The organism is Paraburkholderia nodosa DSM 21604 (genome assembly GCF_000519185.1).
Taxonomy (GTDB): Bacteria; Pseudomonadota; Gammaproteobacteria; order Burkholderiales; family Burkholderiaceae; genus Paraburkholderia; species Paraburkholderia nodosa.
Map to the genome: position 1 here is coordinate 94047 of NZ_JAFA01000004.1, position 14391 is coordinate 108437.

The 14391-nt window shown below is 64.5% G+C and carries 15 protein-coding genes and 1 pseudogene; 11 read left to right on the forward strand and 5 right to left on the reverse strand.

All coding sequences use genetic code 11. The features are described from left to right. Window positions 1-563: 563 nt before the first annotated feature. The 7 genes and pseudogenes from A3CW_RS0106880 (at window position 564) to gltA (ending at window position 6485) form a co-directional block, all read left to right on the forward strand. Window positions 564-1361 carry a GntR family transcriptional regulator gene (locus A3CW_RS0106880; protein WP_035512539.1) on the forward strand — a complete coding sequence of 266 codons (798 nt, stop codon included), beginning with the start codon at window positions 564-566 and terminating at the stop codon, window positions 1359-1361. Between the two features lie 152 nt (window positions 1362-1513). After that, entirely contained in the window at window positions 1514-1930 is a 417-nt protein-coding gene (gene sdhC, locus A3CW_RS0106885; protein WP_028202901.1) for a succinate dehydrogenase, cytochrome b556 subunit, read from the forward strand. 3 nt (window positions 1931-1933) lie between these two features. Continuing rightward, entirely contained in the window at window positions 1934-2302 is a 369-nt protein-coding gene (sdhD, locus tag A3CW_RS0106890; RefSeq protein WP_028202902.1) for a succinate dehydrogenase, hydrophobic membrane anchor protein, read from the forward strand. Between the two features lie 4 nt (window positions 2303-2306). Next, window positions 2307-4082 (forward strand): succinate dehydrogenase flavoprotein subunit, encoded by a 1776-nt coding sequence (gene sdhA / locus A3CW_RS0106895; protein ID WP_028202903.1) that lies wholly within the window; start codon window positions 2307-2309, stop codon window positions 4080-4082. A gap of 28 nt (window positions 4083-4110) precedes the next feature. Then, complete coding sequence (locus tag A3CW_RS0106900; protein WP_028202904.1) at window positions 4111-4812, forward strand: succinate dehydrogenase iron-sulfur subunit; 702 nt, start codon at window positions 4111-4113, stop codon at window positions 4810-4812. Between the two features lie 15 nt (window positions 4813-4827). Then, complete coding sequence (locus A3CW_RS0106905) at window positions 4828-5094, forward strand: FAD assembly factor SdhE (protein WP_028202905.1); 267 nt, start codon at window positions 4828-4830, stop codon at window positions 5092-5094. A gap of 89 nt (window positions 5095-5183) precedes the next feature. Then, window positions 5184-6485 (forward strand): annotated as a pseudogene (gltA, locus tag A3CW_RS0106910) (citrate synthase). Between the two features lie 117 nt (window positions 6486-6602). Here gltA and A3CW_RS0106915 read toward each other — a convergent pair. Beyond that, entirely contained in the window at window positions 6603-7067 is a 465-nt protein-coding gene (locus A3CW_RS0106915; RefSeq protein WP_028202907.1) for a VOC family protein, read from the reverse strand. A gap of 180 nt (window positions 7068-7247) precedes the next feature. Here A3CW_RS0106915 and A3CW_RS0106920 point away from each other — a divergent pair, with 180 nt between their 5' ends. From A3CW_RS0106920 to A3CW_RS0106935, 4 genes are all read left to right on the forward strand, one after another. After that, window positions 7248-8090 carry an alpha/beta fold hydrolase gene (locus tag A3CW_RS0106920; protein ID WP_028202908.1) on the forward strand — a complete coding sequence of 281 codons (843 nt, stop codon included), beginning with the start codon at window positions 7248-7250 and terminating at the stop codon, window positions 8088-8090. A gap of 233 nt (window positions 8091-8323) precedes the next feature. Beyond that, window positions 8324-8806: a hypothetical protein gene (locus A3CW_RS45510; protein ID WP_035512505.1), complete on the forward strand. Its 483-nt coding sequence runs from the start codon at window positions 8324-8326 to the stop codon at window positions 8804-8806. Between the two features lie 74 nt (window positions 8807-8880). Further along, a complete protein-coding gene (locus A3CW_RS0106930) occupies window positions 8881-10233 on the forward strand; it encodes a sensor histidine kinase (RefSeq protein ID WP_028202909.1) in 1353 nt (450 codons plus the stop codon). Window positions 10234-10304: 71 nt separating this feature from the next. Further along, window positions 10305-10961: a response regulator transcription factor gene (locus A3CW_RS0106935; RefSeq protein ID WP_028202910.1), complete on the forward strand. Its 657-nt coding sequence runs from the start codon at window positions 10305-10307 to the stop codon at window positions 10959-10961. 119 nt (window positions 10962-11080) lie between these two features. Here the strand turns inward: A3CW_RS0106935 and A3CW_RS45515 are convergent, their stop codons facing one another. The 4 genes from A3CW_RS45515 to A3CW_RS0106955 form a co-directional block, all read right to left on the reverse strand. Further along, complete coding sequence (locus A3CW_RS45515) at window positions 11081-11488, reverse strand: tellurite resistance TerB family protein (RefSeq protein ID WP_035512506.1); 408 nt, start codon at window positions 11486-11488, stop codon at window positions 11081-11083. A 55-nt stretch (window positions 11489-11543) separates the two neighbouring features. After that, window positions 11544-11837 carry a TFIIB-type zinc ribbon-containing protein gene (locus A3CW_RS0106945; protein ID WP_028202911.1) on the reverse strand — a complete coding sequence of 98 codons (294 nt, stop codon included), beginning with the start codon at window positions 11835-11837 and terminating at the stop codon, window positions 11544-11546. A gap of 148 nt (window positions 11838-11985) precedes the next feature. Next, window positions 11986-12972, reverse strand: a complete 987-nt coding sequence (locus A3CW_RS0106950; RefSeq protein WP_028202912.1) for a TerC family protein — start codon at window positions 12970-12972, stop codon at window positions 11986-11988. Window positions 12973-13164: 192 nt separating this feature from the next. Continuing rightward, a complete protein-coding gene (locus A3CW_RS0106955) occupies window positions 13165-14079 on the reverse strand; it encodes a MipA/OmpV family protein (RefSeq protein ID WP_081771550.1) in 915 nt (304 codons plus the stop codon). Window positions 14080-14391: the final 312 nt, after the last annotated feature.

A 14391-nucleotide genomic window follows, 5' to 3' on the forward strand; every position in this document is an offset into this window, starting at 1 on the left:
ACGCCATTCTATATGCGCGATACACGAAGCGTAGGTGAAACAGGCGGTCTTTCCCGCCGGCGTGCGCGCTTCACTGGAACAACCATGACTGACAAGCCGTGAAGCGTGCGCCGCCGGCGCGGACCGCCGTGCCGGTAACCTGTGCAACATGGCAAGAGGTGAACGGGGCGCCCTTCGAGGGACACCAGACGCTGGCCGCTTCGCGTGTGCCGACTCCTGCAACAGCTCGCTCGGGCTCTCCCACAGACGCGCGGCGCGCAACGACTCACGCGTGCCGGCTGGGCGGATCGAAACCTCTACTGCGTTTACTGCGTGAGGGAACAGCATCGTGCAAGGCGGCTCGCGGCGCATTCGCCGCGAGGTGGATGCAGCCGGCGGCTCCTCTTCGTCATGCCGGTTTCATGTCCTGAAACTAGCATGCAGCCCGCCCGCAAACCCTTGCTCGATCGGGAGTGTAGGAGTCGTCAGGGTCAAAGTCAACAGTATCTTATGTCTTATATAAGACATAACTATTGCAGGCAAAATGCTTGATGCGTAGGGGGGTTTATGTTGAAATGCGCGCCATGAGTGCAAACCCGGCCAGCAACGCGAATTCCACCGCTCCCGAGAGCGGGGCTCCAGCGTCTGCGCCCGCGGTTCCACCGTCCCCCACCTTCAGTCCGCTGTACCAGCAGATCAAGGGGCTCATTACACAGAGCCTCGAGTCCGGCGAATGGAAGCCCGGCGAAATCATCCCCAGCGAAGTCGAACTGGCCGCCCGTTACAAGGTGAGCCAGGGGACCGTGCGCAAGGCGATCGACGAGCTGGCTGCCGACAATCTGCTGGTGCGCCGCCAGGGCAAGGGCACGTTTGTTGCAACGCACAACGAAGAGCGCGCCCAGTTTCGCTTTCTTAGATTACTCGCCGATGACGGCGCGGAGCACCCGCACGTGAGCAGGCTGCTCGAGTGCCGGCGCCTGCGCGCTTCGGCCGAGATCGCGCGCCAGCTCGACCTCAAGCCCTCGGATCCGGTGGTGCTGATCCGGCGTCTGCTGCAGTTCGACGGCGAAAGCACCGTGCTCGACGAGATCTGGCTGCCCGGCGGCGTGTTCCGCGGGCTCACGAGCGAGCGTCTCGCCGAGTACAAAGGCCCGCTCTACGCCATGTTCGAGGCGGAATTCGGCACGCGCATGATTCGTGCGACCGAGAAGATCCGCGCCGTGGCCGCGGAGCCCACGGTGGCCGACCTTCTCAAGGTGCCTGCAGGTTTTCCTTTGCTATCGGTCGAGCGCGTGTCCTATACCTATGGAGACCGGCCGGTCGAGGTGCGCCGCGGATGGTATGTCACAACCGGGTACTACTATCAGAATGATTTGAGTTGACGGGCGGCCGCGCGAAAAAGGCGCGGAGCCCTTCCCCAGAGTGCCTTTGCTTGCGCGCACCACCAGCCGTACCCGACGTGGATTTCGCTGCAGCGCGATATAAAAAGGCGCTAAAATTGCGAATTAGTGTTAACACATAGTAGGGGTCTAGCATGGCAGAAGCCGCAAAAAAACCGAGGCCGGAATACCGGAACATCGGGCTTGGGCAGATATTGTTCGCATACCGCCTGCCTCTGGCCGGTCGTGTGTCGATCGGCCACCGCATCAGCGGTGTGTTGTTGTTCCTGTTCCTGCCTTTCATCTTGTTCCTGTTGGACCAGAGCCTCACTTCGGAGCTGAGCTTCGAGGTATTCAAGGGCTTCCTCTCGAACATCATCATCAAGCTCATCGTGCTGGTCCTCGGATGGGCGTTCCTGTTTCACTTCTGCGCTGGCGTGCGTCACCTGTGCATGGACTTCAACCATAGCCTCGTGAGCAAGGAAAAAGGCAAGTCGACCTCCCTGGTCGTCGTGATCATCTCCACGGTCCTCACGATCGCCTTTGCGGCAAAACTCTTCGGAGCGTTCTAAAAAATGTCGGCTAAAAACGGTATCGGTCCGAAGCGCCTTGTCGTCGGCGCTCACTACGGCATTCGCGACTGGATCGCGCAACGCGCCACCGCCGTGATCATGGCGATCTACACGATCGTGCTGCTCGTCCTGTTCTTCGGCGCGCACGACTTCTCGTATGACGGCTGGGCCTCGATCTTCGCCGCGCAGTGGATGAAGCTCGCGACGTTCGTCACCCTGATCGCGCTGTTCCTGCACGCGTGGGTTGGCGTGCGTGACATCTGGATGGACTACATCAAGCCGGTCGGCCTGCGCATCACGCTGGACGTCCTCACGATCGCATGGCTGCTGGGCAGCCTCGGCTACGCCGCTCAGATTCTCTGGAGAGTGTAAAAGAATGGCTGCAATCAAGAATTCATTGCCGCGTCGCAAGTTCGACGTGGTCATCGTCGGTGCTGGCGGCTCGGGGATGCGCGCTTCGCTGCAACTCGCGCGCGCCGGCCTGTCGGTTTGTGTGCTCTCGAAGGTGTTCCCCACGCGTTCGCACACGGTGGCGGCGCAGGGCGGCATCGGCGCCTCGCTCGGCAACATGAGCGAAGACAACTGGCACTTCCACTTCTACGACACGATCAAGGGCTCCGACTGGCTCGGCGACCAGGACGCGATCGAGTTCATGTGCCGTGAAGCGCCGCACGCCGTGTACGAACTCGAACACATGGGCATGCCGTTCGACCGTAACGCCGACGGCACGATCTACCAGCGCCCGTTCGGCGGCCACACGGCCAACTACGGCGAGAAGCCGGTCCAGCGCGCCTGTGCTGCTGCTGACCGTACCGGCCACGCGCTGCTGCACACGCTGTACCAGCAGAACGTTGCGGCGAAGACCACGTTCTTCGTCGAATGGATGGCGCTCGACCTGATCCGCGACGCCGAAGGCGACGTGCTCGGCGTGACCGCGCTCGAAATGGAAACGGGCGACGTCTATATCCTCGAAGGCAAGACCACGCTGTTCGCCACGGGCGGCGCGGGCCGGATCTTCGCGGCATCGACCAACGCGTTCATCAACACCGGTGACGGCCTTGGCATGGCGGCCCGTTCGGGCATCGCGCTGCAAGACATGGAGTTCTGGCAGTTCCACCCGACCGGCGTGGCCGGCGCGGGCGTGCTGATCACGGAAGGCGTGCGCGGCGAAGGCGGCATTCTGCGTAACTCGAACGGCGAGCGCTTCATGGAGCGTTACGCGCCGACCCTGAAGGACCTGGCGCCGCGCGACTTCGTTTCGCGTTCGATGGACCAGGAAATCAAGGAAGGCCGTGGCGTGGGTCCGCACAAGGACCACGTGCTGCTCGACCTGTCGCACATCGGCGCCGAGACGATCATGAAGCGTCTGCCGTCGATCCGCGAAATCGCGCTCAAGTTCGCGAACGTGGACTGTATCAAGGAGCCGATCCCGGTCGTGCCGACCATCCACTACCAGATGGGCGGCATCCCGACGAACATCAACGGCCAGGTCGTTGGCACGCCGAAGGGTCACGAGGAAGTCGTCAACGGCTTCTACGCCGTGGGCGAATGCTCGTGCGTCTCGGTGCACGGCGCAAACCGTCTGGGCACGAACTCGCTGCTCGACCTCGTGGTGTTCGGCCGTGCGGCTGGCAACCACATCGTCAAGCACGTCAAGGAACTGCGCGATCACAAGCCGCTGCCGGCCGACGCCGCCGACTTCGCGCTCTCGCGCCTCGCCGAGCTCGACAAGTCGACCTCGGGCGAGTACGCGCAAAGCGTCGCGAACGACATCCGCGGCTCGATGCAGAAGCACGCAGGCGTGTTCCGCACCTCGAAGCTGCTGGAAGACGGCGTGAAGGACATCGCGCAGATCGCTGAGCGCGCGAAGCACATCCACCTGAAGGACAAGTCGAAGGTGTTCAACACGGCGCGCGTGGAAGCGCTCGAAGTGGCGAACCTGGTCGAAGTTGCGCGCGCAACGATGGTTTCGGCGGAAGCCCGCAAGGAAAGCCGTGGTGCGCACGCACAGAGCGACTACGAACACCGCGACGACGAAAACTGGCTGCGCCATACGCTCTGGTTCAGCGAAGGCGACCGACTCGAATACAAGCCGGTCCACATGCAACCGCTGACCGTCGAGTCCGTGCCGCCGAAGGCGCGTACGTTCTAAGGCACACGCCAGTCAAAAGGAATTGGAAATGGCCAAACGCATTTTTGAAGTCTATCGCTACGACCCGGACAAGGACGCGGCGCCGCGCATGCAAACGTACGAGCTGGAACTCACGCACGAGCGCATGCTGCTCGACGCGCTGCTCAAGCTCAAGGAAGTGGACGAAACGCTGTCGTTCCGCCGTTCGTGCCGTGAAGGCGTGTGCGGTTCGGACGCCATGAACATCAACGGCAAGAACGGTCTCGCCTGCCTGACGAACCTGAACGACCTGCCGGCGAAAATCGTCCTGCGTCCGCTGCCGGGCCTGCCCGTCGTGCGCGACCTGATCTGCGACTTCACGCAGTTCTTCAACCAGTACCACTCGATCAAGCCGTACCTGATCAACGACACGCCGCCGCCCGAGAAGGAGCGTCTGCAGTCGCCTGAGCAGCGTGACGAACTCGACGGCCTGTACGAGTGTATTCTGTGCGCAAGCTGCTCGACCTCGTGCCCGAGCTTCTGGTGGAACCCGGACAAGTTCGTCGGCCCGGCAGGTCTGCTGCAGGCTTACCGCTTCATCGCGGACAGCCGCGACGAAGCGACCGGCGAGCGCCTCGACAACCTCGAGGACCCGTACCGTCTGTTCCGTTGCCATACGATCATGAACTGCGTCGACGTTTGCCCGAAGGGCCTGAACCCGACGAAGGCGATCGGCAAGATCAAGGAACTGATGTTCCGCCGCGCGGTTTGATGTTGCTGTTCTGAAATGGAATCGCACCAGTCTGACCCTCATCGCCGCGCGCGCCTTCGCTGGCGCGCGCGGCGCGGCCTGCTCGAAAATGATCTGATTTTTGAGCGGTTTTTCGAGCGCTATGAGCATGAACTCAGCGACGCCGATGTGGGCGCTCTCACGCGTCTGCTCGAGCTGAGCGATAACGACCTGATGGACTTGCTGCTCGCGCGCAAGGAACCAGAAGGCGACCTTGCCGACCCGGACGTGAAGCGGGTGCTGGAGCTGCTTCGGAACGTCTGAGCGCGGCGGCGCGCAGTGATGTGGACTGCCGCCGCTCCGGACGTACAAAACTATCGAATCCCGTGTTTATCTTCGATTGAGGATGTGCTATGACCCCGTCTGATGTAAAAGCCACGCTATCGTTCAGCGACAATTCGCCGAGCGTCGAAATGCCGATCTACAAGGGCACGATGGGCCCCGATGTGATCGACATCCGCAAACTGTACGGTCAGACCGGCAAGTTCACGTACGACCCTGGCTTCATGTCGACGGCGTCGTGCAACTCGGCGATCACGTATATCGACGGCGACAAGGGCGAGCTGCTGTACCGCGGCTACCCGATCGACAACCTCGCGCAAAACGCCGACTTCCTCGAAACCTGCTACCTGCTGTACCGCGGCGAACTGCCGAACGCGGCGCAGAAGGAAGAGTTCGTGAAGACCGTCACGCAGCACACGATGGTTCACGAGCAAATGCAGTTCTTCTTCCGCGGCTTCCGCCGCGACGCGCACCCGATGGCGATCCTCGTCGCCGCAGTCGGCGCGCTGTCGGCGTTCTATCACGACTCGCTCGACATCAACAATCCGAAGCACCGTGAAGTTTCGGCGATCCGCATGATCGCGAAGCTGCCGACGCTGGTCGCCATGGCGTACAAGTACTCGATCGGCCAGCCGTTCGTGTATCCGCAGAACGACCTCTCGTACAGCGCGAACTTCATGCGCATGATGTTCTCGAACCCGTGCGAAGAGTACAAGGTCAACGACGTGCTCGTGCGCGCGCTCGACCGTATCCTCATCCTGCACGCCGACCACGAGCAGAACGCTTCGACNTCNACNGTGCGTCTGGCNGGNTCGTCGGGNGCGAANCCGTTCGCGTGTATCGCNGCCGGTATCGCTTGCCTGTGGGGCCCGGCGCACGGNGGNGCGAACGAAGCCGCNCTGAACATGCTNGAAGAAATCGGCTCGNNNGANAANATNCCNNAGTTCATCNAGCAGGTGAAGGACAAGAACTCGGGCGTGAAGCTGATGGGCTTCGGCCACCGCGTGTACAAGAACTACGACCCGCGTGCGAAGCTCATGCGCGAGACGTGCTACGAAGTGCTGAACGAACTCGGCCTGCACGACGACCCGCTCTTCAAGCTCGCCATGCAGCTCGAAAAGATCGCGCTGGAAGACGAATACTTCGTGTCGCGCAAGCTGTATCCGAACGTCGACTTCTACTCGGGCATCGTGCAGCGCGCGCTGGGCATCCCGACCTCGATGTTCACCTGTATCTTCGCGATGGCGCGTACGGTGGGCTGGATTGCGCAGTGGAACGAAATGATCGCCGACCCCGAGCAGAAGATCGGCCGTCCGCGTCAGCTGTTCATCGGCGAAACGCCGCGCGAAGCGAAGCCGATCTCGCAGCGCTAAGCGGGTTTGCTTTGCCACGCCGCGCGCTCGATGGCGCGCCGCGTGCAAGCCTTCATGCAAACGCCCCGACGGGTTCTCGCCCGTCGGGGCGTTTTCTATTTGCGCCCGCGGTCGCGTTCAGATCCAGCCGTCGATCTTCAGCCCGCTCGCCGCTTCCGCTTCTTCGCGCGTAACCTCGCGCACTGTTTCGCCAAAACTCCACACGTGGCCTTCGGGGTCGCATGCCACATAGACGCGGTCGCCGTAGAACTGATCGGCCGGCTCGCGGAGGATCCTTGCCCCGGCGGCGCGGGCTCGTTCGCAATGCGCGTCCAGGCCGCTTTTCAACTGCACGTGTACCGACTGCGTGTTCTTGCCTTCCAGTTCGGCGGGGGTCGTGTAGGGCATGCCGGGCCAGCCGCCACAAATCATGACGTAGCCGTCGCCGAAGCGCATCTCGGAGTGGCCGAGCTTCCCGTCCGGCGACGTGACGACGAACTGGCGCGTGAAGCCGAACGCCTTTTCGAGCCAGTCGAGCGCGGCGAACGGATCGCGATAGTAGATGGCAGACCCGAAGGCCGGACGCGGCGAGGTGTTGCTCATGCTTGTCTCCTGGGCGGTATGTGTGATGAATCTAGCACCAGCGTAGTGCGATTGCGCGCAGCGCGCTCACGCGTCCTTACCGCCCACGCGCGGCCATTACCTCCGACGTAATCGTCAGCACGCACGGCATCGACGACTCTATCGCTCATCGGCACACCCCACCCGCAAGGAGCGACGACCATGGCAACTTTCAACGCCCGCCAACCCGGCTACATCCGCATCGACGACGATACCGCGCTGCACTATCGCGACTGGGGCGATGGCGCACCGCTCGTGTTCCTCTCGGGCTGGACGCTCAACGCCGACATGTGGAACTACCAGTGCGCGCCGCTTGCGGCCGCGGGTTATCGCTGCGTGGCATACGACCGGCGCGGCCATGGGCGCTCCAGCGACCCGGGCCGCGGCTACGACTACGACACGCTCGCTGACGATCTCGAAGCCGTCCTCGCCGCCCGAGGTCTGGAGCGAGTCACGCTGGTCGGCCATTCGTTCGCGAGCGGCGAGATCGTGCGCTATTTGAGCCGCCACGGCTCGCGTCGCGTGGCGGGCATCGTGCTGGTTTCGCCGGCGTCGACGCCCTGCTTGCTCAAGACTGCTGACAATCCCGGCGGGCTCGATGCGAGCCTCTTCGAAGCGTCCATCGAAGAGATGCTCACGTCGTTTCCCGACTGGATCTCGCGGCGCGCCGAAGCCTACTTCAGCCCCGGAACTTCGCACGCGGTCATTCAGTGGACGGCCGACATGATGCTGGACACGTCGCTCTACGCCGCAGCGCAACTGTCGCGCGTGCAGATGGTCACCGACTTCCGCCGCGAACTGGCCGCGATCGACGTGCCAGCGCTCGTGCTGCACGGCGACTGCGATGCCTCGGCGCCGCTCGAGATCACCGGTCGCCCCACGGCGGCCGCGCTCGAACACGCGACGCTGAGGGTTTATGAGGGCGGCACGCACGGCATGTACTTCAACCACGCCGCGCGTGTGAACGACGATATCCGCGCGTTCGTGACGCGGTGGCAGGCGTGAAACGCGACTCGGCCAGCTGGCGGATAGAAGTCGCGGATACAAGTCGTAATCAGGGCCCGGCCATTCGCGCCGGGCGCAAAGGAATAGCGCCCCTGCGCCCCTCGTTTTGCAGATGACACGCGGCTCGCGCGAGCCCACTCACGCGCCGCGTGCCAGGCGTACCGATGGAGTCTTCACGGCCAAGGCGCACAGCCCGTGCGCCGCGAGGCCGGTCCGTCGAGAGGGGCGACATCATGCGCAAACTTCTCGTCTTCACGGCGCTGGCCTGTCTGGGCGCTTGCACGACACCGGTCGCGTCGCAGCAGCCCGCGGACGCATCGTATTACCCGCCGCCCAACTGCCGCACCGTCACTGGCACTGCCGAGATCGACGGCGCGCCGCAGGTGATCAGCGGTCTCGCCTGCCTGCAGCCCGACGGCACCTGGCAGATCGTGCAGGGTAACGACGGCACGCAGGTCTACCCCGTGGCATGGACCGACGCGACGACCTGGTACGCCGGCCCATGGTACGGCTGGTGGCCGCCGGTGTTCGTGGGCGGCGCGTTCGTGTTCGTCGATCACTTCCATCACTTTCATCACATGGATCACGTCTTCCCGGGCGGTCCGCACATGCATCCGGCGCCAGGCATGCACGGCGGATTTCATGGCGGCTTCCACGGTGGTCACGGCGGCGTCTGGAGCGGTACGGGTGGCATGCACGGCGGCTCGCATCGCTGAAACACACTGCACGGCCTGATTGACGCACGACGAATCCTTTATGATGGAGCGCGCCTTCCCACCCGAGACGCTCCATGTTTTTCGCCGCGCATTCCCTGCATCGCCGCCTGAGCATTGCGATCGGCACGCTCGCGATCCTCGTCGGCGTGCTGGGTGCGCTCGGCACCTTCCTCGTCGTGCGCAGTCTCGCCGCCGAGTTCAATACGACGCTGCGCGACGCCGCCGCGCACGTGCAGACCGGCGTGCCGCATCGCGCGATCGAGCCGCGCGGCGACAGCGAAGCCGCCGACAATTTCGTCGTGCAGATCTGGTCCGCCGACGACGGCGCGGTCCCGAGCCGCACGAGCAACGCGCATATCGCGCTGCCGCGCGCGCAAAGCGGCTTCTCGTCGGTCGAATACGACGGCGAGTCCTGGGACGTGTTCGCGCTCGCCGCCGGCGACGAATACATCCAGGTGGCCGAATCGCGCAGCATGCGCAATCGCAACGCGTTGCGCGTGGCGTTCTGGAGCCTGCTGCCCGTGCTCGCGCTGCTGCCGCTGCTCGCGCTCACGATCGCGGTGACGGTGCGCGTTTCGCTGCGGCCGCTCGAGCGCGTCGGGCGGCGTGCGGCGAAGGTCGATCTGCACGACCTCGAGCCGCTCGAAGTGGGGCAGGCGCCCGTCGAGCTGCGGCCCTTCGTCGAGTCGATCAATCGCATGATCGAGCGCCTTTCCGTGCTCGTGAATGCCGAGCGTATGTTCATCGCCGATGCCGCGCACGAACTGCGCTCGCCGATCTCCGCCATGCAGTTGCAGATCGACAACCTGCGCAACGCGCCGCCCGAACAATACCCCGAGCGCTTCGAGGAGCTGCGCCGCGGCATCGTGCGCACCGGGGCGCTCGTTTCGCAACTGCTCGGTCTGGCGCGCGCCGAAATCGGCAGCACGCAACGCGTGCTGGCGGAGGTGCCGCTCGCGCAAGTGGTCACGGACGTGCTGGCCGACCTGCTGCCGCTCGCCGACGCGCGCGGCGTCGATCTGGGCGTGACGCGCCTCGACGACGTGACGGTGCGCGCCACCGAGACCGACATGCGCGTGCTCGTGCGCAATCTCGTGGACAACGCCATCCGCTATAGCCACGCAGGCGCGAACGTGGACGTGGCGGTGCGCCGCGATGAGCAAGGCGTCGTCATCGACGTGACCGACAATGGGCCCGGCATTGCCGAGGCCGATTTGCCGCGCGTGTTCGACCGGTTCTTCCGCGCGGCCGGGCATCGGGGCGACCCGCGCGGTGAGCATGACTCGCACGGCAGCGGCCTCGGCCTCGCCATCGCGCAGGCGGTGGCGCGCAGCTATCGCGGCTGCGTGACGCTCGCGAACCGGGGCGACGGGCAAAGCGGCATCGTCGCGCGCATCGAATTACCGCGCGAGTTGCCGCGCGCGTGAGCGCCGCGCCAGTTTAGCGAACACAGGTCAGGCAAAATCCGGGGAAGCATGCGAAACAAAGGACGGACACGATGCGCATTCTGCTGATCGAAGACGATCTGCTGATCGGCCCTGCGCTGCTGCGCGCGTTGAAGGACGCGTCGTACAGCGTCGACTGGGTGCGCACGGGCGAGAGCGGCCGCGACGCCATTCGCGACGGCTCGTACACGGCGGTGCTGCTCGACCTGGGCCTCGGCGACATGAGCGGGCTCGACGTGCTGCGCGCGCTGCGCGAGTCGCAGGACGCCACGCCCGTGCTCATCATCACCGCGCGCGACGACGTGGACACGCGCGTGGAAGGCCTCGATCTCGGCGCCGACGACTATCTCGTGAAGCCATTCGAGAGCAAGGAACTGCTCGCGCGCATCCGCGCCGTGGTGCGGCGCAAGTCGGGCTTTGCCTCGCCGACCATGGGCAGCGGCCGCGTCACGCTCGACATGAACGCGCGCCGCCTCACGTTCGACGGCCAGTCCGACGATCTCTCCGCGCGCGAATATGCACTCATGCTCGCGCTGCTCGAGCGGCCGGGCGCGATCCTGTCGCGTCAGCAAATCGAGGAGCGGCTCTATGGCTGGGGCGAGGAAGTGGAAAGCAACGCGGTGGACGCGGTGATCTACAGTGTGCGCCGCAAGTTCGGCCACGCGGTGATCCGCAATGTGCGCGGGCTCGGCTGGGCCGTGTGCGTGTGAGCGCAGGAACCATCGAAGAAAAGAGCGCGCAAAAAAGCTGCGCGCTGTAAAAACCGCGGCGAGCACGGGGCTCGCCGCGTGGCGCGATGCGCGGGGGAAGGCACGCCTCGCGCGCTAACTTACGCCAGCAGGCGCTGCCAGGGTTCCTTCTGCCACGCACGGCTAAGCGAGGCGAGCAGCGCGACTTCGCTTTCGGCCACGTGCCGGTCCGAATACACGGCCACGTGGCACAGATTCAGCACTTCCGCACGCAGCGCGGGATCGTCGAGCTCGCGCATCACCTGCTGCATCACGTCGGAGTCGAGCTTGCACGCATCGCTCCAGTTCAGGTGCGAAGTGGTCTGCAAGTCTTCACACAGACCCTTGAGGATGTCGCCGAACTCGCCAGGCGCGAGGCCGAGCCGGTCGGCCAGGCGCGCGCGATGGACGGCTGCGAGCTCCTCGCTGCTCAGGTGGCCGTCTGCGAGCAGTGCGACGGCGACGATCCGGCCCGCGGCTTGCGGGCTGTTGCAGGTATAGGTGCGCATGATCAGGAATCCTCTTGAAACGTGATATCGATGGGATAGCAGGCGTAGCCGTGGCTCAGTCGAAGATGTCCTGCAGCCACGACTTGCGGCGATGGCCATTGCCGCGGTAGCTTTCGTGAGCGCGGCGCGGGGCGTAGTCGCCGTGTTGCGCGCCGTGCTTCGAATCGTGCTGGCGCAATGCCTGTGCATCGCCTTCGTTGCGATAGTGCCGGTTGCCGCTGCGTTCGATCAGCTTGTCGAGTTCGCCGCGATCGAGCCAGACGCCGCGACACTGCGGGCAGTAGTCGAGTTCGACGCCCTGACGCTCTGCGAGCGAGAGGGTGACGTCAGGGCAGTTGGGGCATTTCATGATGCGCTCCGTGATGAGTGACAGGTCATCGAGGCCCTTGCCGTCTTGCGTGGAGGGCAGTGCGGCCTCGATGGAAACCATCCTGGCAGAGCAAAATGAGCGAAGAATGAGGAGCGCGGGGGGCGCTCCGTCTGAGTCGGGTTCGGCTTCAGGACGTGCCGAGCGTGTCCTTCGGCTTTTGCGTCTTGACGAGCGACACCACCACGCCGCCCGCGAGCAGCGCGGCGGTCACGCCAAGGCTGAACAGGGCGGGAATCTTGCCGATGATGCCCACCAGAAAGATCTTCGCGCCGATGAACACCAGCACGAGCGCGAGCGCATGCTTGAGGTAGTGGAAGCGATGCGCCATGGCCGCGAGCGCAAAGTAGAGCGCGCGCAGGCCGAGCACGGCGAAGATGTTGCTCGTATAGACGATGAACGGATCGGTCGTGATCGAGAAAATCGCGGGGATCGAATCGACGGCGAAGATCAGGTCGGCGAACTCGATCATCAGAAGCGCGAGCAGGAGCGGCGTGGCGAGCAGCGCGGGCTTGCCGGTGCGCGGATGCGCCTGGCGCACGAGGAACGCGCGGCCCTCGAGATGCGGCGTGACGGGCAGCTTGCGGCGCAGCCAGCGCAAGAGGGCGCTGTCGTTCACGCCGGGCTCTTGCTTCGGGCCCAGCAGCATCTTCACGCCGGTCACGGCGAGAAATACGCCGAACACGTACAGCATCCACTCGAAGTGCGTGACGAGCGCGGCGCCGAGCCCGACCATCAATGCACGCAGCACCAGCACGCCGACGATGCCCCAGAACAGCACGCGATGCTGAAGCTGGCGCGGCACGGCAAGCGCGCCGAAAATCGACGCGATCACGAACACGTTATCGAGCGATAAGGACTTTTCGATCAGATAGCCGGTGATGTACTCGGTAGCGGGCTGCGCGCCGAGCTGCCACCAGACGAAGCCGCCGAACAGGACGCCCACGGCGACATAGCCGAGCGAGAGCCAGAGACTTTCGCGGATGCCGATCTCGTGGTCGTCACGATGCAGCACGCCGAGGTCGAGTACAAGCAGCACGATCACCACCGCGAGGAAGGCGATCCAGAGCCACGCGGGCTGACCGAGGAAGGAGGCCGTGGCGATCGGCGCGAGCATGGTCGATCCTTTGAACGTAGAGGGAAACGTGGCCCGGCTGCGCGTTTTATGCGGGCGCAGCCGGCCGACTGGGCCTGGCGCCCATACGGTCAAGGATAGTGGCGAAGAATGAGCGGTGAATGAGCGGTGGCCGGGCAGGCGCCTTCTCTCGCGACGTGCGCCGGCCTGACGCCGGTCAGGCGGCCGGCCGCGCTAGAACTGGTAATTGATCGAGACGTCGCAAACGCCGCCCGTCTTCGACTGGATGATCGGGCTGTGCGAGGCGCTGCCGAGCAGGCGCTTGATGGCGCCGTCCGCGCTCACGAACCAATGTTTGTTGACGAAGTACACCATCGTGATGCCGAAGCCGGCCGACTTGAGGCCCGCGCTCGCGTCGTACTGACGGTAACCCGATGCGGCCGCCTGCTGCGGCGTCACGCCAAACCAGCTTTGCATGTAATTGGAGTCGGCGAACGTGACCGAGGGGCCGGCGAACCAGTAGAAGTTCTGGTTGCTGCCCGGCAGCGGCATGTAGGCGCCGAGGTCCGCTATCCAGCCATTCGAGCCGCCGAAGCTGCGCGTGAAGGCGGTGCGGAACACGAGCGGAAAGTCCTTCGAAATCACATACTCGCCGGCGATCTTCAATTCTGGCGCCGGGTTGATGTTGCCCATGCCGTGCAGCCGCGTCGGGTCGTCCTGGCCGCGCCGCCCGAGGTCGTACACGGCTGCTACGCTCACGCGCCAGTTTTCGCCCTGCAGGACGTTGGCGCCGAAGCCTTCACCCGTCGAGCCGAACAGGATGTCCCTGTAGCGCAGATCGATGCTCGGCCCAACCTGCGTGTGATAGCGGTCCGAGCCGTCGTAGCGCGGCTCGAAGGTCGCGCCCACGCCGAGCCGCGCCTCGAAGTCGGGACGGTTCGGCTGAAACATCTTTTCGAGCGGAATGCCTGCGGAATATTGCCATTCGCCGAGCGGCGAGGGGGTCTGCGCCTCGGCGCGCGGGGCGAGCGCGGCGAGGGCGCATGCCGCGGCGGCGAGAGACGCACGCTGCGTGGCCCGCGAGCGGCGCGGCGCCGGTGGTTTTATTCTGCTTTTTCGTGGTTGCGCAGTGCGGATTGCGAGTGGCATGAAGCCTCCGGTTTTGCCTGGTCGGCCGCGGCGTCGTTTGTTGGGCGTGACGCAATCACAAAGTGGAATCGGCGCGGCGTGGCTCGTCTCGCAAACCTCGTGCCTGGCTTGTGCATGGCCGGCCGGCGTCCGCCCCGGCGATTCGCCGCGCTCCCCGGCGGCTATGGCCGTCAAACGCGGGAAATGAAACTAAATAATCAGGAAAACTAACAGAATTGCAGGGGCTCCGGCGCACCGTTTTGGAGCACCGCATTCGCCCCGATTAAACCTTGGCGCCGATTTGCCGTTAGACAGCCATGGACCTCGGCGATG

Bases quoted from the DNA above. Each gene is read 5' to 3' on its own strand.
- A3CW_RS0106880 (WP_035512539.1), top strand. From the start codon at position 564: ATGAGTGCAAACCCGGCCAGCAACGCGAATTCCACCGCTCCCGAGAGC.
- sdhC (WP_028202901.1), top strand. From the start codon at position 1,514: ATGGCAGAAGCCGCAAAAAAACCGAGGCCGGAATACCGGAACATCGGG.
- sdhD (WP_028202902.1), top strand. From the start codon at position 1,934: ATGTCGGCTAAAAACGGTATCGGTCCGAAGCGCCTTGTCGTCGGCGCT.
- sdhA (WP_028202903.1), top strand. From the start codon at position 2,307: ATGGCTGCAATCAAGAATTCATTGCCGCGTCGCAAGTTCGACGTGGTC.
- A3CW_RS0106900 (WP_028202904.1), top strand. From the start codon at position 4,111: ATGGCCAAACGCATTTTTGAAGTCTATCGCTACGACCCGGACAAGGAC.
- A3CW_RS0106905 (WP_028202905.1), top strand. From the start codon at position 4,828: ATGGAATCGCACCAGTCTGACCCTCATCGCCGCGCGCGCCTTCGCTGG.
- A3CW_RS0106915 (WP_028202907.1), bottom strand. From the start codon at position 7,067: ATGAGCAACACCTCGCCGCGTCCGGCCTTCGGGTCTGCCATCTACTAT.
- A3CW_RS0106920 (WP_028202908.1), top strand. From the start codon at position 7,248: ATGGCAACTTTCAACGCCCGCCAACCCGGCTACATCCGCATCGACGAC.
- A3CW_RS45510 (WP_035512505.1), top strand. From the start codon at position 8,324: ATGCGCAAACTTCTCGTCTTCACGGCGCTGGCCTGTCTGGGCGCTTGC.
- A3CW_RS0106930 (WP_028202909.1), top strand. From the start codon at position 8,881: ATGTTTTTCGCCGCGCATTCCCTGCATCGCCGCCTGAGCATTGCGATC.
- A3CW_RS0106935 (WP_028202910.1), top strand. From the start codon at position 10,305: ATGCGCATTCTGCTGATCGAAGACGATCTGCTGATCGGCCCTGCGCTG.
- A3CW_RS45515 (WP_035512506.1), bottom strand. From the start codon at position 11,488: ATGCGCACCTATACCTGCAACAGCCCGCAAGCCGCGGGCCGGATCGTC.
- A3CW_RS0106945 (WP_028202911.1), bottom strand. From the start codon at position 11,837: ATGAAATGCCCCAACTGCCCTGACGTCACCCTCTCGCTCGCAGAGCGT.
- A3CW_RS0106950 (WP_028202912.1), bottom strand. From the start codon at position 12,972: ATGCTCGCGCCGATCGCCACGGCCTCCTTCCTCGGTCAGCCCGCGTGG.
- A3CW_RS0106955 (WP_081771550.1), bottom strand. From the start codon at position 14,079: ATGCCACTCGCAATCCGCACTGCGCAACCACGAAAAAGCAGAATAAAA.